Source organism: Corynebacterium nasorum, assembly GCF_022347325.1.
GTDB classification, from domain to species: Bacteria; Actinomycetota; Actinomycetes; order Mycobacteriales; family Mycobacteriaceae; genus Corynebacterium; species Corynebacterium kefirresidentii.
This window is the reverse complement of sequence record NZ_JAKRDU010000011.1, coordinates 46,198-65,426: the sequence shown is the minus strand read 5'-3', so window position 1 is coordinate 65,426 and position 19,229 is coordinate 46,198. Positions and strand designations below refer to the sequence as shown.

The window sequence follows — 19,229 nt, the reverse complement described above, 5'->3', positions numbered from 1 at the left end:
ATGCAACTCAACCGCCGACCCCGCAAAACCCTGGGCTTTCAAACACCAGCCGAGAAAATGGCCGCACTGATAAACTCAACCGAAACATAGGAAGTGTTTCCACGACCACTAGAATCTGCCCAGGGCGAGGCCTTAGCCCAACGCGAGCTGGCACACTCGGTACATCCGCAGGTCACTGGACTGGAGCCGGCAACTGAGTATTTTTATCGCTTCCGCGTGGATGGCAAGGTGAGCCCCGTTGGTCGATTTAAGACTCTGCCCGCACCCGGCGCGAAGGTGGATGATTTCACCTTCACCGTAGCTTCGTGTCAAGCGTGGTATCACGGCTATTTCACCCCGTGGAAGCATATTGCGCAGGAGCCGGATCTGGATATGACCATTTTCGTGGGCGACTATATCTACGAATACGGCATTGTGGAAGGCAATAATTTGTGGCGCCAGGGCGCAAGCGTGCCCGATGTTTTCAAGGCAAAGGTGGAGACTCTGGAGCAATATCGCCTGCGCTACTCGCTCTTCAAGTCTGATGAGCACCTGCGGGCCGCGCATGCGCGCGCCGCGATGGCGATTGTGTGGGATGACCACGAGGTTGAAAACAACTACGCCGGCAATTGGTCCGAGATTGGCACCAAGGCCGAGCACTTCCTCTACCAGCGCGCAGCTGCCTACCGTGCCTTTTATGAGAATCTTCCAGTGGCCCCGCCCGCGCTTCCCGAAGGCCCCAATAACCGCATTTATGATTCCTTCGACGTGGGCACGCTAATGCGTTTCAACCTGGTCGATACCCGCCAATACCGCGAGGAATCCGCGGAGGATGCCAGCATCTTGGGCGCGGAACAAGAGCAGTGGCTCAACGATAGGCTCGCTACCTCCCCGGCACAGTGGAACGTGGTGGTCAATAGCGTGGTCGTCGTACCGATCGCCGATAGCACCGACCAATGGGACGGCTTCCCAACAGCGCGCCGCCGCCTTATCGAATCCCTATCCAAGGTAAGCGATCCCGTTGTCTTCACCGGCGATATCCACCAACACTGCGCTGCCGAGATCCAATCCGAATCCGGCCAGCCCGTCGGCGTGGAATTGGTCGCCACCTCCATTGCTTCCGATGGCGATGGCTTTGCCGGTTCCAAGAGCACCGAGTGGTTGGAAAAGCCATATGTGAAGGCCATGGATAAGCGCCGTGGCTACATCAAAGTGCGCGCTACCGGCGAGCACCTCGATTCCGAATTCGTCGTCGTGCCCTGGATCGAGCGCGATGATACCGCCCCGCGCGAGACTGCTTTCTCCTTCCGTACCAATGCCGGCGAGCACACGCTGCGCTCCCTCTAAACCCCGAAAGGACAATTCATCATGGGACTTTTTAGCTCGCTTTCCTCTTCTTCCTCTCGCCACGGTTCTTCCCGCAAACATTCCTCTGACCAAGGGTCCTCTACCCCAGCTCCTACCGCGAGTGCTGCTCCACCGGCCGTAGCTAACATTCAGGCAGAACCGCAGCTCATGGAAAATTACGTCACTTGGGAGCCTGTTTCCTGGGACGTCGTCTTGGATCACTACCGTGTCATCGGCACCGATCCCAATGGTGTAGACGTGCTGTTGGGCAAGACCATCTTCCCCTTTTTCCACCACTCCCGGCGCGACGTCGCCGGTGAAAAGTGGTCCTACTACGTCAAGGTAGTAGATGCTTCCGGTACCGAGTCCGCTCCTTCTGGCAAGGCAACGTCTACCTCCCTGCCTTCGGTCACTGCTGGCCAAGCGCTAGCCACGATTGGTTCCTTTGATCGAAAAGGCACAGAGTTCCAGTACTCGCCAAAGGACTACAAGAAGATCGTCACTGCGCACCCAGACCAGACGATCACCGTTGGACCGGATGCTACGCCTGCCGACGTCCCTTATCTCCTCCCCGGCCCCGGCGATAAATGGGCCGGCAGCAAGTCCTACACGCTGAAGTGGACGGTGAAATTGGATAAGCCTGCCTCAAAGGCGGCACTGGCATTGTGGCTCATTGATACCACCAAACTCGGCGGTGTTCTCGACGTCACGATTAATGACTTTCATAAACAAATAGAGCTCCCACAGGGCGCAACGCAAGGTTCCCGCCAAGGCGATGCCAGCGGGGAACCGACCCCGCTGCGCCCGGCAGCAATCGAGTTTGATCTCGCCGAAGATTCCCTGAAGGAAGGAGAGAACCAGCTCATCTTCACCCTCCGCGAAGGAGGCTGGCTGGCGTGGGATGCACTGGGGATTTTTGCTGGGTAAGACCACGCAAGCGGTGCTTTGCCTAGAAACGGGAAATTGTTCACCGATTCCTGATGTACGGTAGTAACATCTGCGTTCTTCTAATACCTAGTAAGCAGCAAAGGACGCCGACGTTGAAAGGACTTAGCTTCCGTTATGCCTACACTTTCTGATCGCCTGCACCGAGCCCAGCAGGATTTTAACGCGGTAATTACCGTCATCCCGTTTGATGAGCACGCGGTGGATGAATCGCCCACGCTCATGGGGCAGCCGGTGGCCTTCAAGGACATCGTGGACGTGGCATGCGTAGCTACTACCTGCGGCACCAAGGTCAAAGTTGGGCGCGCACCGGTCAAGGATGCACCAGTAGTGCAGCGTTTGACGGCGAAGGGTGCGCTGCCGGTAGCGAAGGCGAACCTGCAGGAGTTTTCCTATGGCATTTTGGGCGATGCCTCGGCCTACGGTCGCGTTATCAACCCACGCGATCCCGAAATCTGCGGCGGTGGTTCTAGCTCTGGTTCTGCCGCTTTGGTGGCTTGCGGCGCGCTGCAGCTTACGGTGGGCTCTGATAGCGCCGGCTCGGTGCGAGTGCCTGCTGCTTGCCAGGGCGTGCTGGGGTTCAAACCCACCTTCGGCCTCATTCCGGTAGAAGGTGTCTTCCCCTTCGCCCCGAGCTTTGATTGCATTGGATTCTTTGCCTGCTCAATTGACCTCATTGAGCAGGCCTTTATTGCTACCGCAGATGAGAAACCGGCCGCGGCGCAGGATGTTTCTGCTCTTGATGTCACGGCCCTCAAGGCCAAGGGAGAGCGCTTCGCAGATCTTTTGGCGGCGCTAGAGCACTCGGACTTTAAGCTCGCCGAGGGAGTGGACTTGGAAGACACCATCGCCGCCACGGCCGAGCTCTACGAGCCGATGCGCTTGAAAGAGGTCTATGACGTCCACCGGCCGTTGCTGGACCAGCGCGAAAGGTACCAGGATGTCATTTTGCAGCGAGTGCTGGGCGGAGAAAATATCAGCCAAGAAGATTATGACGCGGCTGCACAGGGCGTGAAAGAGCTGCGCAAAAAGGCTCTTGCCCTGCTTGGCGACGCCCCCATTATTCTCACCCCTACCCTCGATTCCGGCCCCCTCAAGTGGTCCGATATCACCCCGGAGAATACCGCGGAATCGGCCGCGAGCCTGCGGCGCTGGACCGAGCCTTTCAATGTGCTTGGATGGCCGGCGATTACGGTGCCGCTGCGCGGCGAAGAGAAAAAAGGCGTGGGTGATGCGGTGCAGGTCGTCGGCAAGCCGGGCGAGGACCTGACCGTGCTGCGCGTTGCCCGCGCTCTGCAGGCCCTGCTCTAGGCCTCGGCCAGTACTGTCTTTTCCTGCGTGCGCGGCCGCCAATAGGCGGCTTCTACGGCGCTAAGCTCCTTGAAATGCGCTGAGGTGAGCTCATCCATTGCGTGGATATAGCCAGGAACCTCCTCGCGCGGCAAGCGCAACCCCATGGTCAGATGCGGGGTCCACCGCGGCCCGCGCCCGTCCGGATTGGCGGCACTGATTTTTCGCGCGGCAGTTTCTAGCTCGTCGGTCGTTTCAAGCAGCCAAGCCACCGTCTGCTTGCGCTTGGTGCCGAAAATGACGTTTCCTACCCGCCGGAAATCTGCCGGCATGACAGGCGGCAGCAGCTGCGCCGCTAAATCCACGACCTCTGGCTGCATGTGCGGTGAAAAGGTCACAGTAGTGTGCGGGCGTTGATGTTGGACGGGAAAGCCGCGCTGGGCAAGGCCGGCAAAGATTTCGCGTACTTGGTCTTCCTGCTTTTGCGGCAGGTAGAGCAAGATATTATCCGGCGATGCTTTACTCACGGCGTGGCGTCCCTTTCTGCGGTCGGGTGCTTCCAGCGTACCGGCGCATTAGATGACAATCCCCTATTGTGCCAACGCAAACGTTTGCCGTTTAATAAGACTCATGAGCACTTCAGAATCATCGCCCCTCATCCTCGCCATCACGGCGTGTCCGACGGGCATCGCGCATACCTATATGGCGGCCGAGAACCTTGAGGCCGCAGCCCAAGAACTGGGCTACCGCATCAAGATTGAAACTCACGGTTCTATCGGCGTCGAAGGAGCCTTTAGCAAGCAAGATATCGAAGACGCCGATGCCATTGTCATTGGCGCCGATACTGTAATTTCCAAAGACCGCTTCCACGGCAAACGCCTCGAGGCCACCGGCGTGGACGAGGCCATCAAACACCCCAAGGAACTCCTGAGTAGGTCCTTGAGCGCTGCGCGCTGGGAAGGCTCCGCAGACAACAAGGAAGAAGAAGCGCCCCGCAAAAATAGTATTGGCCAGACCTTGTACAAAGCACTGATGAACGGCGTCTCGCACATGATCCCGTTCGTGGTTACCGGCGGTTTGCTCATTGCGGTAGCCCTCTCTATCGGTGGCACCCCAACGCCTGAGGGCATGGCGATTCCAGAAGATAGCTTCTGGAACACGGTCAATGAACTCGGCTCTCTGGCGTTTTCACTGATGGTTCCAGTTCTCTCCGGTTACATCGCTGTGGGCATCGCGGACCGACCGGGCCTTGCGCCTGGCCTTATCACCGGCCTCATCGCCACCACCGGATCACTATATGGGTCTGAAACGGGCGCCGGCTTCTTGGGCGGCATTGTCACCGGTATCTTGTCTGGTTATGTGGCCCTGGCCATTAAGAAGATTCCAGTGCACAAATTCATTGCACCGATCTGGCCCATCATTGTCATCCCGATTTTCACCACACTCATCGTGGGCCTTATCTTTATCTTGCTCATTGGCGCACCTGTCTCGGCCGCTTTCGAAACAATGACTGAGTACCTCGCCGGCATGCAGGGATCCTCCGTCATCGTGTTGGGCCTCATCCTTGGCGCCATGATTGCCTTCGACATGGGTGGCCCCTTCAATAAGACAGCCTTCCTCTTTGGCGGCGGCATGATCGCGGCTGGCAACGCGGCGCCGATGGGCATGGCGGCCTGCGCCATTGCTGTGCCACCTCTTGCCGTGGGCGTAGCGACGCTTCTGCGTCGCCGCTGGTTTAACAAAGCGGAAAATGATGCCGGCATCGCGGCATTGTTCATGGGATTCTTCGGCATTACTGAGGGCGCTATTCCGCTCGCTGCCGCACGTCCATTGCAGGTTATTCCCGCCAATGTTGCTGGTGGTGCCGTAGCCGGTGCACTTGCCGGAGCATTTGGCGCGCAAGACCACGTGATGCACGGCGGGCCAATCGTCGCGGCGCTCGGCGCCGTAGACAATGTCGTAGGTTTCTTTATCGCCATGCTCGCCGGCATCGCGGTCTGTGCCGGCCTTATCCTCCTGCTAGTAGGGTTGACGCAGCGCAAGGATAAACCGCTGGTAGCCGTGGACACGATCAGTCTGGATAAGGACTTGGGCTCTTCCAGCGAAGAGGTCATTCGTTCCCTAGTGAAGCTCACCTCTCCGCGAATGTCCGATGCGGAAGCGGTCGCTAGCGCCGCATTGCAGCGCGAATCTACCCGTTCCACCGGTGTGGGACACGGCGTAGCCATTCCTCACGCGCGGTCTGCCGGGGTAAAGGTACCCACCCTTGCCTTCGCCCGCCTACCCCAAGGTGTCACGTGGGCCGAGGGCGAGGACCCAACCACCCTCGCCTTCCTTATCGCCGTTCCCGACGATGCCGGAAAGCAGCATCTCAAGCTATTATCCAAGCTCGCACGCAACATCATGAAGGAAGACTTCCGCGCCCAACTCCACGGAGCACGGAACCGGAAGGAAGCCGCCGACATCATTTCCTCGGCCCTTTCGCCCGCCCCCTCTACTAACAAGGCGGCCGCGACCAGCCAGGCTTAAAAAGCCTTACTTTTGCGAGCGCTCAGCGATTTCTCCGCTGAGCGCTCTTTTATGCCTAAACAGCGCGAAGATACCGCGATTCTGCTGCCCCCCACGGACGGGGCAATGCGCCTAAAAGGCTCCGGCGAGACTATGTGCCGACATGGTGGAATCTCATAAATCTTATGACAACCAGAAACCACAAGGTTCTTCATAGGCTCTAGCAAGAAACTGGCCAGTTTCGCCGGTGGCTGGCTTAAAACTAGACCCATATACCTTAAATCAACCTCATTTCTCCGGGAACCTGAGATATGGATTGGAAATTACCCCCGTGGGGCGAGGCGTTCAACGCCGTCACTGAGGGAATTTAGGGGTTTCCTAGCTCAAATCGAGAAATAACTAAGAAGTAATTAGTTTTCCGGGAAATCATCTTTAGGAATCCTAATAATTGCTGTTCAGTTGGCTTTTACCCCGTGGTAATTGATTAAATTTTAAGTGAAGAGGAACGGAAATTCGCCGTGAACACCCCGCGATTTCCACCCTTGTGATACCCGCTAGGTTCCAGCAGAAAGGCACCGCTTATGTTTACCCCCAAAGTTCACTTCTGCGCCAAGAAGTTCGTCGCTCCTGCACTTGCAGCAGCCGTCGCCCTCGGCGTTGGCGTAGCTCCTGCAGAGGCATCGAGCTCCTTGAGTAGCTTCGGTGGCGTGAACCTTCCGGTACCTTCCGCCAATCTTCCCGTTGCTCCGGCTGCCGCTGCAAAACCGGTCGCTCCAGCTTCCAGCCGCGTCCAGAACATCATCAACTACACCAACGACTACCGCAAGGCACACGGCTTGCGCCCGGTTCGCGCCAACGGTGCGCTCAATGGCCTAGCCCAGGATTGGGCCAATCAGCTGGTTCGCGCCGATAAGCTCAGCCACCGCCCGCAGCACTGGAACTACTACCCAGCCAATATCCCGGCCGGCGGTGAGAACGTGCTGCAGGCATGGAGCGACTACTCCGATGCGCTGCTAGTAAAGCTCTGGTACGAGTCCCCGGGCCACCGCAAGATCATGCTGGACCCACGCGCCAAGACCATCGGCGTTGGCGTTGCCATCAACTCTGAAGGCAAGCTCTACGCCGTCCAGAACTACGGACGCTAAAGATTTATAAAGCTAGGGCCTAGGAACTCTTGGACTCTAGCGAGCTATGCCGCCCCGTCTCGGATCCCTTCTCCGAGACGGGGCGGTTTCCCGTATACGGGTGGGGGTGTACACGCGGGTAGTGCAAACGTAATCAGCTTCACAAATGTCAGTGTCGAGGGTTACACTTAAGCCCATTCGAATTGTTCAACAATCTTAAGGACGGTGTTGAATGTCCGCGCTCCATATCGATCTCAATGCGGATTTGGGAGAGACCACTGCAGGCAACCCGGTCGCAGATGACGCGGCGATGCTGGAGATGGTGTCCTCAGCAAACGTGGCCACCGGGTTCCATGCGGGTGACCCACACTCTATTGCTGGCACACTGAAGGCAGCCGCAGAGGCCGGCGTGACCGTAGGCGCGCACGTGGGTTATAACGACGCCGCAGGCTTCGGTCGCCGCTTTATTGATTACAACCCGAACGAACTCGCCGATGAGGTGACTTATCAAATCGGTGCACTTGATGCTTTGGCTCGCGCCAATGGCACTAAGGTCTCCTACGTAAAGCCACACGGTGCGATGTATAACGCGATCGTGAAGGATAAGGCACAGGCAGAGGGCGTCATCAAGGGCATCAAGGCCTTTGGTGACTTGCCGGTAATGTTGCTGCCTGGGGGCGTAGCAGTGGACGTCGCCAAGCAAAGCGGGCTCACCGTCATCCGTGAGGCTTTTGCGGACCGCAATTACAACCCCGATGGCACGCTCGTCTCACGCAAGGAAGCCAATGCGGTGCTGGATAGCGCCGATGAGGTGGTACAGCGAGTGCTCGAGGTAGCACAAACCGGTTCGATTACCGCCGTGGATGGCACGAAGCTCGAGGTAGATGCGCAATCCGTATGTACCCACGGTGATTCCCCCGGCGCGGTGAAGCTGCTACGCGGCGTAGTGGAGCGCTTGCGGGCTGAGGGTATCGAGATTCGGAGCTTCATCTAATGCACATTAATTTTGTGGGCACTCGCGCATTGCTCATTGACTTGGAGGGATTAAACCAAGTCATGGACTGGCACGCTGCGCTGTCTGCCAAGCCTTTGAAGAATCAGGTGGACTGCATTGCGGCCGCCACTACCCTGCTGCTGACCTTTGAGGCACCCGATTCGGCGCGCGATGCGGCGGAATTTTTGCAACACTTTTCCCCTGCCACAGCCGCGACCGCAGAGGCGCGCACGGTAGAAATCGATGTGCTCTATGACGGAAAAGATGTCGATGAGGCTGCAGACCTACTTGGCCTCTCGCGCGAGGCACTCATCAACTGGCATACCTCCACCGAGTGGACTGCCGCCTTCGGTGGCTTTGCCCCAGGGTTTACGTACTGCGCGCCTTCGGATCCGTCCTTGGCCCGCGCCGTGCCGCGCCGCTCCAGCCCCCGTACCGCAGTACCGGCCGGTGCCGTAGGCATTGCAGGCGAGTTTTCCGCGGTTTACCCACGCGTCTCCCCAGGTGGCTGGCAGCTGCTGGGCACCACCAATACGCCGATGTGGGATTCCAATGCCAACCCGCCAGCCTTGGTGCAGCCGGGCGACCGCGTGCGCTACCGCAGCGTGGATAAGCTACCGGAGCTCGTCGATCACTCTGCGCGCTCTAAACGCGCTCCTGCCCGCCTGCCGCGCATGGAGGTAATCGATGCCGGCCTACTCACTCTCTACCAAGACTTGGGGCGCCCAGGCGTGGGCGACCTCGGCGTGACCCCATCGGGTGCTGCGGACCGCGCCGCCGCCGCGACCGCCAATGTGGCCGTGGGCAACCCGCGCGGAGCAACCGTGCTGGAAAATATTGGCGGCATTAAGCTCCACGCGCTCACCGATACCGTCATTTGCGTCACCGGTGCGACCGCCCGTGTCCGCCTTGGTGAGATGCCGGTTCACCTCGCCCGTCCTGTCCTGGTCACGGCCGGGCAAACCGTCACGGTGGATCCCGCAACGGTAGGCATGCGCAACTACGTCGCTATTCGCGGCGGCATCATCGCCGAATCCGAGCTTGGCTCCGCAGCCACCGACGTCCTGTCGGGCCTCGGCCCAGACCCCGTCACCACCGGCGATGTCATCGGTGTGCTGCCGCGTTCTACCGGCATGACCGATGCCCAGCTTTCCAACCCACTACGAGTACGCGAAAGCTCCGATGGCAAGACCCGCGCTACCTTGCGCTGCGTGCTCGGTCCCCGCGATGACTGGTTTGGCGATAATGTCTCCGCCTTCCTGGATGCTGAATGGACCGTCACCTCAGATTCCAACCGCGTGGGCCTGCGCCTCGATGGCGATGAGCCGATTGAGCGCGTTAAAGACGGCGAACTTCCGTCCGAGGGCATGGTCGCCGGATCCATCCAAATCCCGCCCAATGGCAAACCCGTAGTCTTCCTGCGCGATCACGCTGTGACCGGTGGCTACCCCGTCATCGCCACCGTTTTGGAAGAAGATATTGATATTGCCGCGCAGCTGCCGCCCGGCGCACGCGTGAATTTTGAACTCGTAGCACCTCAAGCCTTGAACACTGGAGATAAAAATGCAGATTAAAACCGTCCTCATTGCTAACCGCGGCGAAATTGCCGTGCGTATCGCCCGCGTCGCCCGCGACCTAGGCATTAAGTCCATCGCCATTTACTCCGAAGCAGATGCGGGTGCTTTGCATACCCAGGTAGCAGATGAAGCTTATGCGCTGCCGGGCAATACGGCTGCCGATACCTACATGAACGTACCCGCGCTGCTTGATATCGCGGTGCGTGCCGGTGCAGATGCTATTCACCCAGGCTATGGCTTTTTGTCCGAAAACGCCGACTTTGCCCGCACGGTGACTGAAGCCGGAATGATTTGGATTGGCCCTTCGCCCGAGCATATTGAGTTACTCGGTGACAAGATTGCTGCCCGCCGCGTGGCCGAAGAGGTCGGCGCACCACTGGCACCTGGTACTTCTGATCCCATCGATGATTGGCAAGAAGCCCGCACCTTTGCCGAAGAGCACGGTCTGCCCATTGCCATCAAGGCCGCTTATGGCGGCGGCGGACGCGGCTTGAAGGTCGTAGACAATATGGAAGAAATCGAGGGCGCGTTCAACTCCGCTGGCCGCGAGGCCATGGAGGCTTTCGGCCGCGCGGAGTGCTACGTAGAAAAGTTCCTCACCCACCCGCGCCACGTCGAGGCCCAGGTGCTGGCCGATACGCACGGCAATGTGCGCGTGCTCGGCACCCGCGATTGCTCCACCCAGCGCCGCTTCCAAAAACTCATTGAGGAAGCCCCAGCACCCGCGCTTTCCGACGCCCAACGCAACGGCATCATCGAAGGCGCCCGCTCCATTTGCGCCAAGGTGGGCTATGTCGGTGCCGGCACTGTCGAGTACATCGTCTCCGAAGACGGCACCATATCCTTCCTCGAGGTCAATACCCGTGTGCAGGTCGAGCACCCCGTTACCGAGGCGGTCACCGGTACCGATATCATCGCTGAGCAATTCCGCATCGCGGCCGGCGAGCCGCTGTCCTTCGATGAGGATCCACAATCCCACGGCCATGCTTTTGAGTTCCGCATCAACGCCGAAGACATCCTCAATGGCTTCGCTCCGTGCCCTGGCACCATTGTCTCCTTCGAGCCGCCGACCGGCCCGGGCATCCGCGTTGATTCCGCGGTACGCTCTGGCTCCATCATCCCGCCCTACTATGATTCGCTGATTGCCAAGCTGGTGGTATGGGGCCCGACCCGCGAGATCGCCTTGGCCCGCGCCCGCTTTGCCCTGCGCGAATTCACCGTCACCGGCGTGCGCACCGTGCTGCCGTTCCACCGCGACATGATGGATGAGCCCGCGCTCATCGGTACCGCTGCTCCGGCAGAGGATGCCGCTGCCGCGGGGGCTTCCGAGATTGGTGTCTTTACTGACTGGGTTGACCACAACTACCGCCCATCTGCCGCCAACCAGGTGGAAAAGGTCGAAGCCATCTACACCCAGCGTCGCAATGTTGCCGTGGAGATCGATGGCAAGCTGGTCAACGTTGGCGTTCCAGTAGATTTCCTTGCCGCACCGGGCGCCGCCTCGGCCGGCGGCTCTGCATCCACGGCACCATCTTCGGCTGGTGCGCAGTCCACCGATGACAACGCAGTCACCTCCCCATTCGAGGCCAACCTTGTGGCGTGGAACGTCGCGGACGGCGATACCGTAGCCGAAGGCGATGCCATCGCCACCGTAGAGGCCATGAAGATGGAATCTGCTATTAAGGCGCCGCGCGGCGGCACCATCAAGCTCTTGGCTGCTGAGGGAGACCGTCTGGATTCCTCGAAGGTTATTGCGACCATCGATTAATGCTCGTGTAGGGGTTGTACACCTCATATTCAATGTGAGGTGCACAACTTTTTAGTACAGTTGTGAGCATGCTTTCCCAGTCTGTCGCCTCCGCGTTGCGCGAAGCCATTTCCGCAGGCGAATTCCAGCCCGGCGAGCGCCTCAGCGAGGTCAAGGCAGCCGAACGCTTCAACTGCTCGCGCAATACCCTGCGTGAGTCCTTCACGAGGCTCGCCGCGGAGCGCATTGTCGAGCGCATCCCCAACCGGGGTGTCTTCCTCGCAATGCCAGATGCAGACTATATCCGTGATCTCTTCGCCGCCCGCGCAGCCATCGAACCGGCGGCGGTGCGTTGGGGCGCTTTTGCCGACGCCCCCTCACTCGTCACCCTCACTTCCTCTGCCTTCGACTACGCGGCGCGCGGCGAGCACCAGGAAGTCTCCGCCATCAATCAGCGCTTCCACCGCACGCTGGTGGCCGCGCTAGGCTCCCCCACCCTGAATGAGCAGATGGATAATCTACTCGCCCGCATGCGGCTTACCTTCCTCTTGGCCATCCCGCGCTACCCGCAACTACATGCGGACCATATTCAAGGAAATATCACCTTGGCCACGCTCATCGCAGATGGAAAACGGGATGAGGCTGCCACGCTTACGTATGACAGCCTCATGAATACGTGCGGCAAGATCCTCGCCGTGCTCGAGGATTAAGGAATGAGAAAATCTTGATCGCGGGCATTTGTCACTAACATTTGCCCCGGCGCGTGCGTGATAGCCAGGCGCGGCTTGGATTCCATCACGATGGCTTGTGGGGTGACACCACAGGCCCAAAAGACCGGTAGGCAGCCGTCTGTTACTTCTACCGGCTCGCCAAAGTCTGGACACGAGAGATCCGCAATGCCGATGGCCGCTGGGTCACCTACGTGCACTGGGGCGCCATGAACCGAGGGGTAGCGGGAGGTAATGCGCACGGCATCGGAGACTTGTGCGGCCGGGATAGGCCGCATGGACACCACCATGGGACCGGAAAAGACCCCGGCCGGGGTGGTAGGAATCGAGGTCTTGAACATCGGCACATTGCGCTGCTGGGCAATGTGCGCGACCTCTATGCCGTTATCCTGCAGGGCAGTTTCAAAGGTAAAGGAGCAGCCGATAAGGAAGCTGACCATGTCTGGGGTGTAGTACGAGGTGGCGTCGCCAAGCGTGGCACTGTGCTCACCGTTTTCAAAGACGCGGTAGGCGGGGATATCGGTGCGGATATCTCCACCTGGAAGTAGCTCGGAGGTGTACTGCCCCGCCTCTAGCACGCCCACAATTGGGCACGGCTTGGGGTTGCGCTGGGCAAAAAGCAAGAAATCGAAGGCGTATTCCTGCGGCACCGCCAGCAGATTAGCCTGCATAAAGCCACGGGCATGGCCAGCGGTGGTGGCCATTTCATGGGTGCGCGCATACTCGCGCACCTGCTCCGGGGTCCGCATTAAGCCCATAGTTCGGTGATGCCGGAAAAGGCCTTGAAACCAATAAAGATGGTCAGTACCCACGCCAAGGCGCCAATGACCAGAAGCCACTTGGGGTACTTATAACCATGCAAAAGGTCGCGGCGGCGCCAGGCCACCCACATCACGAGGGCAAAGCCAATGGGCAGGATAAGGCCGTTGATGGCACCAGCGAAGATGAGCAGCTTCTGCGGAGCGGAGTTAATGGCCACGAAGACCACCGTGCACACCACAATGAAGACTATGGTGAGGATATTACGGGTGCGCGTCGAGGTCTCCTGGGAGGTCACAAAGGACACCGAGGTATAGGCCGCACCGATAACGGAGGACAAACCGGCAGCGAAGAGGACTACGCCGAAGGCACGCAGGCCGAACTCGCCAGCGGCATGGTAGAACGCATCGGCCGCGGTGTTGTCATCGGAAAGCGCCACCCCAGTGGCTACCACGCCGAGCACCGCCAAGAAGAGGAGCATGCGCATGATGCCGGTTACCACGATGCCGCTGACCGAGGTATAGGTAATGTTCTTGACGTTTTCCACGCCGGTGTGGCCAGAATCAATGAGTCGGTGCGCGCCGGCAAAAGTGATATAGCCGCCCACGGTGCCACCGATGATGGTGGTAATGACGAAGAAGTCAATCTCGCCTGGCGCGACGGTATTCTTTAGTGCCTCGCCCACCGGTGGTTGGCTGACCACCGCGACGTAGAGCATGAGCAGGATCATGACCGCACCGAGGACGGCAACAAGGCGGTCAAGTGCCATGCCGGCTTTGCGGGAGAGGAAGATAAAGACGGCGATAGCTGCGGCGATGACGCCGCCGATGCGCGCATCGATGCCCAGCATCGCGTTGATACCGAGGCCCGAACCGGCGATATTGCCAATATTGAAGACCGCGCCGCCGATAAAAACGAATACGGCGAGGACCCAGCCCAGGCCGGGGAGAACGGTATTACCCAAGGTATTTGCGCGCATGCCGCTTACACACAGCACTCGCCACACATTGAGCTGGATGGCAATGTCAACGAGGATGGACAGCATAATCGCAAACGCGAAAGAAGCCCCCATCTGCACGGTAAAGACCGAGGTCTGGGTCAAAAATCCCGGACCGATGGCGGAGGTGGCCATGAGGAACATGGCACCGGCCATGGCGCCGAGGCCCTTTGGCGGGGTCTTGTCCTCCGCCCGCGCCGGAGTGGCGTGTGATGTCTCAGCACTCACTAGATTTTACCTTTCGTGATGCAGGTCGCATTAAATTTGTGATGCGCATCATCTTAAGGGTTGCTATGCCTTTTGTTCAACAACTTTTATGCTTTGTGGGGTGGCGCGGGGGTGATCTAGGCTACTTTCCTGCCGCGTTTTCCCAAGTGGCTAGCAATTATCCGCAATGCCTCGTCCGACGCTTTCACCTCGCTGGAACCAAAGCGCAGCACCACGTATCCGCGGTTTTCTAGCGCTCGCTGCCTTTTTATCTGCTGCTTGACCACGTGGACGGGCTCCTTGCCGTAGGTACCGTCATATTTGGCATCGCCATCGACCTCGACCACCAGCCAGCCATCGAGACAGAGATCCGCCCGATACTTCCCGAGCAGCGGTTTCTGCGGCTCAATTTTCACCTGCGGGAAACGCTCGATAATGAGGGCTCGCAGATAGGACTCATAGGGCGATTCCGATCCGCCATACGCGTGCTCGATAACCTTACGCATGGCTGCTTGTCCCCTAGTGCGCTGCATTCTTGCCAGTTCTTCGCGCAAGTCATAGGTGGTGACGCCGTGTTGCCTGAGAGCAGAATCGGTAGCTACCAGGCCATCTGGGAAGCCGTGTAGCCGGGCGATTTCGAGGCAGGTGCGGGCGGGATGCGTGGTGCGCACACCTGCTACCGTCACCGTGGATTCCTGGAGGGACTTTACCCGGCGGTACCGATAGCCCTTCGCGGTGAGCCTGCGTGGGGGAACGCTTCCCGAAGGCACCGCTAACTCCACCTCCTCCCCTTTCCTGGAAATTACCCACATTCCCCACAGCCGCGCGGCCGATTTACTGATGAGGACGGCGCGGTGGGTGCTCCACCCGGCAGCGACTACTTTGGCGAATTGTTGTTTATGGCGCACCCATTGCCTCCAGGTGGCCGTGGGAACGGCGACCCAGGGCGCTATCTGGGTGAGCTCACCGCACTGGAGGGCTAAGTGGTGCGGACTTTCGGCTCCGGCGTAACGAAGGTTGATGAAGTGATCTGTAATCATGGTTTCATCTTCACTGCTGGAGGGGCGGAGCACGCGTTATGGGGCTCAGGAAGGTGAACTTCCGAGAACCTTCAGTGAGAGGCGGAACTTTAGGTCCAAGGTAATCGGGCCGAATTGAGAGCGTTGAGGCTGAGTTGAGGGCGGGTTGTGCTCAGATCGGCTCGATCACATTCGACCTAAGGGGAAGTAGTTCAATGCGGTGGTGTGCGGGGATAATTCAGCAGCGCGGTTAACCGTGCTTTACTAGAGATAATGGAACCCATCGAGCTCTCAGAACTTACCGGTACGCAATCGCGCACCTACGGTACCCGCAAGATCACCTCGGACATGGTCTCGGCACCAATCCATGTTGCGGTCGCGCTCTGGGACGAGCGTTGGGATTCCGCCCCCAACGGCACCATCGAAGGCTGGGTCATCGCGGTCAATACTAAGCAGACGCGTTTTGTGCGCCGCGGCCAGACTAAGAAGGGCGATATCGTCGATATCGCCGTACGGGAGGTCAAACGCGCACTCAAGGGACTCGACGGACGGGTGTGGATTGTCACTGGTCGCAGGCAGAATGCGTTGCGAGCGGCACTCACGGCAGACGGTTTCACGGTGACGGGAAGCTTTGCGGAAGAAAATAGGGCTTCGAAGAGCGCGAGCTCCGTGCGCCGAAAACAAGCCGGCCTTACTGCACGGAAGGCGCGCAAGATGGGTGAGGCACCGAAAAAGAAGCAAGCGACACAGGTAGAGACGCCGAAAGCACACTGGTGGCCGAACTTCTCGCGCGCCTCCTCATGGTCCAAGGGCGACGTGGTTCGCATAGCCACCGACGCTTCCTCGGATACCGTATTCAAGGGGTCGATGTGCTTCGTTGCGGGCAACGGCGACTACCGGTTACGAACTCGAGAAACCAAGGCGAGCACGGATGAGCTCGAGCTCGAAGCACTGACGCTCGCGCTGAAATACCTGCTCAAGGTGGGTGCGCGCAAGGCGGTTATTGAGTCCGATTCCGTAGCCGCTTTGGAGGCGGTCGAGCAGATTGTGCATAAGCGCGGCTCTAAAGCATCGCGGCCGGGGCGCACGTGGCGAGGGGTGTCTTCGGGTGCGCGGTCCCGATTCCAGCAAGCTTGGGGCGATATCCAAGGCCAATGCGAGGTCGACATTCGCCGTGTACTTGGGCATGCGGGTGATCCGCTGAATCGGGCGGCCGACCAGATTGCGTACATGGGGTTGCGCGCGATTGCGCATCCGATGAAGCAGTCTCGCGAGACTCTGCGCGAGGGGATCCAGAAAGCTCTCTTGGCGTTGTGACCCGAACGCTTAGGGCTTTGGGGTTGATCTGATCAAGCCGAATTGAGGGAATTAAGGCCGATCTGAGGCGGCCCGGCCTTCAGATCAGCCTGATCAGTATGGACCCAACGACAAGAGGCGCGCTGGGAGGGTCGCGGCTAAGCCGAGCCGGGCCGCGGAGTCAGACCAAGCGCCTGGCGCCTTCACCCGGACGCGCAACCAAGAAGGTAGGTTCCGGAAAGCCGCGCGAAACCGCAGCATCATAAATGGCTTGGGCGGTGGACTCGACGGAGGAGTGCGGGATGAGCGCGATAACCGCGCCGCCGAAACCACCACCGGTCATGCGAGCGCCCAGCTCGCCGGCCGCGGTAAAAGCGGAGTCGAGCTCCGGAGTGGTGACCTCATAAAGGTCGCGCAGAGAGATGTGGCTCTCGCGCATAAGACGCCGGAATGTATCTAGATCGGAAGATGCCAGCGCGGTAGCGGCATCTAGGGTCCGGTTGGTTTCTTCCACCACGTGGTGCACGCGGCGGCGATAGAGTTCCGCTTCGGCGGGATTGACGGTGGCGGCAAAGTCCACGGCATTCGAGATCTCGCGGATGGAGCAACCGGCGGCAGATTGGACGGCGTCGATGATGCCGCGGCGGGAGGCGTATTGGCCGTCGGAAAGCGTGTGCGGGGCATTGGTGTCCGCGATGAGCAGCACCATGTCTTGGGCCTCGATATTGAAAGGCACGCGCTCGACGGCGCCAGTGGAAAAGTCCAAAAAGAGGGCCTTGCCGCGCTGGCCAAAGAGACTGGCGTTTTGGTCCAATCCACCGGTAGAGGCGCCGACCACCTCGTTTTCGGCGCGAATGCAGGCTTGCGCCAGCTGGCTGCGGGCAGCGTCATCGGGAGAATGCCCGTGCGCGAGCTCATACGCGGCCACGGCCGTGGAGCACTCGAGGGCGGCAGAGCTAGACAGGCCAGAGCCGACGGGGACATCGGAGACGATGGCGATATCAAGGCCCGTGCATGACAGCGTGCCCGCCGCGGTAGCGGCCCACACGGTGCCAGCAACGTAGCCGGACCAATCGGCGGGGTGGCCCGGACGAACATCGGCGAGCGGCACCTCCGCATGGGCGATGGAGCCGTCGAACTCGGAAGCTATGCGGATAAGCCCATCGCTGCGAGGCGCGACAGCAACGGCGGTATTTTGCTCCAGCGCAAAGGGAATGGAGGCGCCGCCAGCGTAATCGATATGCTCGCCGATGAGGTTCACGCGGCCGGGAGCGGCCCACACGCCGGCGGGCTCGGGCGAATCCGGGAAGGCAGAGGCGAAGAGGGCGCGCGCAGCGGCAGCGAGCTCCTCATCGGTACGGGTCTCAATCCAGTTAAGCATCCCAGATCTCCTTGAACCGGGCGGCAATGCGCTCCGGGGTGGTGTCATTAATCCACACCGCCTGCGAAGACTCGGAGCCGGCGAGGTACTTCATGCGGCCGGGCGATCGCATAAGCGAAAAGAGCTGCAGGTGCATGCGGATGCCTGGGCGCAGTGCCTTGTCCACCGGTGCCTGGGTCCAGCCGGCGATATAGGGGGTCTTGTCCACGCCATCAAAGAAGCGATCCACCGCGGAGTACAGCTTCTTAAGCAAGGGCGCGAGGTCGGCACGTTGGGCGTCGCTAAGCGCGGCGAAGTCAGGGATGTGTTCATTGGGCAAGACCATAGCTTCCAACGGCCATTTGGCGGCGGCGGGGACGAAGACGGTGAAGTGCTCGGTCTCAGCAATGATGCGGGTGCCGGCGGCGCGCTCACGATCGAGGAGATCCTGAAAAAGGTCACCGTCGTAGGCTCGGGCGGAATCCACGATGGAGCGCAGGCGCGGCGAGAGGAATGGATAGGAATAAATCTGGCCGTGCGGGTGCTGGAGGGTCACGCCGATTTCTTCACCACGGTTTTCGAAGGGGAAAACCTGCTGCACACCGTCAATCTGGGACAACGCGGCGGTGCGGTGAGCCCAAGCCTCAATAACGGTGCGAATGCGGGATTCGGGCAAATCCTTAAAAGAAAGGGCGGGATCCTCGGTAAAACAGACCACCTCACAGCGGGCGCGCGCAGGAAGGCGCGGCACCATGCCAAGCAGGTTATCCTCCTCGGGGTGCTCGATGTCGGCCGCGGTAGCAAAAGACGGGAAGCGGTTTTCAAAGACCACCACGTCATAGCTAGGGCTGGGGATCTCCGTGGGCAGCTGGCCTTCGCGCGTGGGCGCTAGCGGGTTCTCATTGGCCGGTGGCAGGAAGGTTCGGTTCATACGGTGGGCGGCAAAGGCCACCCAGTCTCCTGTCAGGGGATCCCGGCGCATCTCAGAAGCAGGGGCGACGGTAGGGATATCGCGGGAATCAACGAGCACGCGATCAGGGTGGGGTTGGTCGTCGAAGTAGAGGATTTCGCGGCCGTCGGCAAGCGTGGCGGAGGTAATCTCAACCATTAGTCTTCTCCTGGGATGGTGATGGGCTTCAGGCGTGCCCACAGCACAAAGGCGGCGGCCACGGCCAGCAAAGCAAGGCTTGCCCATAGGTTATCGCTGACGTTTTTGGCCTGCCCGGTATCTGGGTTAATGCCTGGGTCAAGGAAGAAATAGCAGCCGAGCAAGATGAGGCCGTAGAGGCCGAGGAGTGCGGCGATGACGTTGCGCAGGTCGAATGCGCCCGCGCGCTTTTTCTCAGACATGT

Annotated in this window: 17 protein-coding genes; 10 read left to right on the top strand and 7 right to left on the bottom strand. The window is 59.7% G+C overall.

What is annotated here, in order from left to right:
* Positions 1-93: 93 nt before the first annotated feature.
* From MHK05_RS09255 to MHK05_RS09245, 3 genes are all read left to right on the top strand, one after another.
* Positions 94-1,326, top strand: a complete 1,233-nt coding sequence (locus MHK05_RS09255) for an alkaline phosphatase D family protein (RefSeq protein WP_239206271.1) — start codon at positions 94-96, stop codon at positions 1,324-1,326.
* A gap of 21 nt (positions 1,327-1,347) precedes the next feature.
* Entirely contained in the window at positions 1,348-2,253 is a 906-nt protein-coding gene (locus MHK05_RS09250; RefSeq protein WP_239206269.1) for a polysaccharide lyase family protein, read from the top strand.
* Between the two features lie 135 nt (positions 2,254-2,388).
* Entirely contained in the window at positions 2,389-3,582 is a 1,194-nt protein-coding gene (locus MHK05_RS09245) for an amidase (RefSeq protein ID WP_239206267.1), read from the top strand.
* Here MHK05_RS09245 and MHK05_RS09240 read toward each other — a convergent pair.
* A complete protein-coding gene (locus MHK05_RS09240; protein WP_239206265.1) occupies positions 3,579-4,088 on the bottom strand; it encodes a 2'-5' RNA ligase in 510 nt (169 codons plus the stop codon). The two genes, MHK05_RS09245 and MHK05_RS09240, sit on opposite strands and share 4 nt — an antisense overlap.
* Positions 4,089-4,191: 103 nt before the next feature.
* Here MHK05_RS09240 and MHK05_RS09235 point away from each other — a divergent pair, with 103 nt between their 5' ends.
* The 6 genes from MHK05_RS09235 (at position 4,192) to MHK05_RS09210 (ending at position 12,221) form a co-directional block, all read left to right on the top strand.
* Entirely contained in the window at positions 4,192-6,090 is a 1,899-nt protein-coding gene (locus MHK05_RS09235; protein WP_239206263.1) for a fructose-specific PTS transporter subunit EIIC, read from the top strand.
* A gap of 560 nt (positions 6,091-6,650) precedes the next feature.
* The gene (locus MHK05_RS09230; RefSeq protein ID WP_023020734.1) at positions 6,651-7,214 is read left to right on the top strand and encodes a CAP domain-containing protein; all 564 of its coding nucleotides are present in this window, start codon (positions 6,651-6,653) and stop codon (positions 7,212-7,214) included.
* 211 nt (positions 7,215-7,425) lie between these two features.
* Positions 7,426-8,187, top strand: a complete 762-nt coding sequence (locus tag MHK05_RS09225; protein WP_023020733.1) for a LamB/YcsF family protein — start codon at positions 7,426-7,428, stop codon at positions 8,185-8,187.
* Entirely contained in the window at positions 8,187-9,761 is a 1,575-nt protein-coding gene (locus MHK05_RS09220; RefSeq protein WP_023020732.1) for a 5-oxoprolinase subunit B/C family protein, read from the top strand. Before MHK05_RS09225 ends, MHK05_RS09220 begins: the two co-directional genes overlap by 1 nt.
* The gene (locus MHK05_RS09215) at positions 9,751-11,532 is read left to right on the top strand and encodes an acetyl/propionyl/methylcrotonyl-CoA carboxylase subunit alpha (RefSeq protein WP_023020731.1); all 1,782 of its coding nucleotides are present in this window, start codon (positions 9,751-9,753) and stop codon (positions 11,530-11,532) included. The genes MHK05_RS09220 and MHK05_RS09215 overlap by 11 nt, the downstream gene beginning before the upstream one ends.
* 68 nt (positions 11,533-11,600) lie before the next feature.
* Complete coding sequence (locus MHK05_RS09210) at positions 11,601-12,221, top strand: GntR family transcriptional regulator (RefSeq protein ID WP_239206261.1); 621 nt, start codon at positions 11,601-11,603, stop codon at positions 12,219-12,221.
* Here the strand turns inward: MHK05_RS09210 and MHK05_RS09205 are convergent.
* The 3 genes from MHK05_RS09205 to MHK05_RS09195 all read right to left on the bottom strand — a co-directional run bounded on the left by MHK05_RS09205 (position 12,218) and on the right by MHK05_RS09195 (position 15,242).
* Positions 12,218-12,997 carry a putative hydro-lyase gene (locus tag MHK05_RS09205; protein WP_374048524.1) on the bottom strand — a complete coding sequence of 260 codons (780 nt, stop codon included), beginning with the start codon at positions 12,995-12,997 and terminating at the stop codon, positions 12,218-12,220. The genes MHK05_RS09210 and MHK05_RS09205 overlap by 4 nt on opposite strands.
* On the bottom strand, positions 12,988-14,151 hold the full coding sequence (locus MHK05_RS09200; RefSeq protein ID WP_034656254.1) for an NRAMP family divalent metal transporter: 1,164 nt from the start codon (positions 14,149-14,151) through the stop codon (positions 12,988-12,990). The genes MHK05_RS09205 and MHK05_RS09200 overlap by 10 nt, the downstream gene beginning before the upstream one ends.
* Positions 14,152-14,339: 188 nt before the next feature.
* Entirely contained in the window at positions 14,340-15,242 is a 903-nt protein-coding gene (locus MHK05_RS09195; RefSeq protein WP_023020727.1) for an endonuclease domain-containing protein, read from the bottom strand.
* A 252-nt stretch (positions 15,243-15,494) separates the two neighbouring features.
* Here MHK05_RS09195 and MHK05_RS09190 point away from each other — a divergent pair, with 252 nt between their 5' ends.
* Positions 15,495-16,538: an RNase H family protein gene (locus MHK05_RS09190; RefSeq protein WP_200288139.1), complete on the top strand. Its 1,044-nt coding sequence runs from the start codon at positions 15,495-15,497 to the stop codon at positions 16,536-16,538.
* A gap of 160 nt (positions 16,539-16,698) precedes the next feature.
* On the opposite strand, the gene galK is transcribed toward MHK05_RS09190, so the two are convergent.
* From galK to MHK05_RS09175, 3 genes are read right to left on the bottom strand one after another with little or no spacing between them, the layout of a single operon-like run.
* Positions 16,699-17,898 carry a galactokinase gene (gene galK / locus MHK05_RS09185; RefSeq protein WP_239206257.1) on the bottom strand — a complete coding sequence of 400 codons (1,200 nt, stop codon included), beginning with the start codon at positions 17,896-17,898 and terminating at the stop codon, positions 16,699-16,701.
* On the bottom strand, positions 17,891-18,985 hold the full coding sequence (gene galT / locus MHK05_RS09180; RefSeq protein WP_200288140.1) for a galactose-1-phosphate uridylyltransferase: 1,095 nt from the start codon (positions 18,983-18,985) through the stop codon (positions 17,891-17,893). The genes galK and galT overlap by 8 nt, the downstream gene beginning before the upstream one ends.
* Positions 18,985-19,227 (bottom strand): hypothetical protein, encoded by a 243-nt coding sequence (locus MHK05_RS09175; RefSeq protein WP_023020723.1) that lies wholly within the window; start codon positions 19,225-19,227, stop codon positions 18,985-18,987. Before MHK05_RS09175 ends, galT begins: the two co-directional genes overlap by 1 nt.
* Between the last annotated feature and the right edge of the window lie 2 nt (positions 19,228-19,229).

Bases quoted from the DNA above. Each gene is read 5' to 3' on its own strand.
- MHK05_RS09250 (WP_239206269.1), top strand. From the start codon at position 1,348: ATGGGACTTTTTAGCTCGCTTTCCTCTTCTTCCTCTCGCCACGGTTCT.
- MHK05_RS09245 (WP_239206267.1), top strand. From the start codon at position 2,389: ATGCCTACACTTTCTGATCGCCTGCACCGAGCCCAGCAGGATTTTAAC.
- MHK05_RS09235 (WP_239206263.1), top strand. From the start codon at position 4,192: ATGAGCACTTCAGAATCATCGCCCCTCATCCTCGCCATCACGGCGTGT.
- MHK05_RS09230 (WP_023020734.1), top strand. From the start codon at position 6,651: ATGTTTACCCCCAAAGTTCACTTCTGCGCCAAGAAGTTCGTCGCTCCT.
- MHK05_RS09225 (WP_023020733.1), top strand. From the start codon at position 7,426: ATGTCCGCGCTCCATATCGATCTCAATGCGGATTTGGGAGAGACCACT.
- MHK05_RS09220 (WP_023020732.1), top strand. From the start codon at position 8,187: ATGCACATTAATTTTGTGGGCACTCGCGCATTGCTCATTGACTTGGAG.
- MHK05_RS09215 (WP_023020731.1), top strand. From the start codon at position 9,751: ATGCAGATTAAAACCGTCCTCATTGCTAACCGCGGCGAAATTGCCGTG.
- MHK05_RS09210 (WP_239206261.1), top strand. From the start codon at position 11,601: ATGCTTTCCCAGTCTGTCGCCTCCGCGTTGCGCGAAGCCATTTCCGCA.
- MHK05_RS09205 (WP_374048524.1), bottom strand. From the start codon at position 12,997: ATGGGCTTAATGCGGACCCCGGAGCAGGTGCGCGAGTATGCGCGCACC.
- MHK05_RS09200 (WP_034656254.1), bottom strand. From the start codon at position 14,151: ATGGCCGGTGCCATGTTCCTCATGGCCACCTCCGCCATCGGTCCGGGA.
- MHK05_RS09195 (WP_023020727.1), bottom strand. From the start codon at position 15,242: ATGATTACAGATCACTTCATCAACCTTCGTTACGCCGGAGCCGAAAGT.
- MHK05_RS09190 (WP_200288139.1), top strand. From the start codon at position 15,495: ATGGAACCCATCGAGCTCTCAGAACTTACCGGTACGCAATCGCGCACC.
- galK (WP_239206257.1), bottom strand. From the start codon at position 17,898: ATGCTTAACTGGATTGAGACCCGTACCGATGAGGAGCTCGCTGCCGCT.
- galT (WP_200288140.1), bottom strand. From the start codon at position 18,985: ATGGTTGAGATTACCTCCGCCACGCTTGCCGACGGCCGCGAAATCCTC.
- MHK05_RS09175 (WP_023020723.1), bottom strand. From the start codon at position 19,227: ATGTCTGAGAAAAAGCGCGCGGGCGCATTCGACCTGCGCAACGTCATC.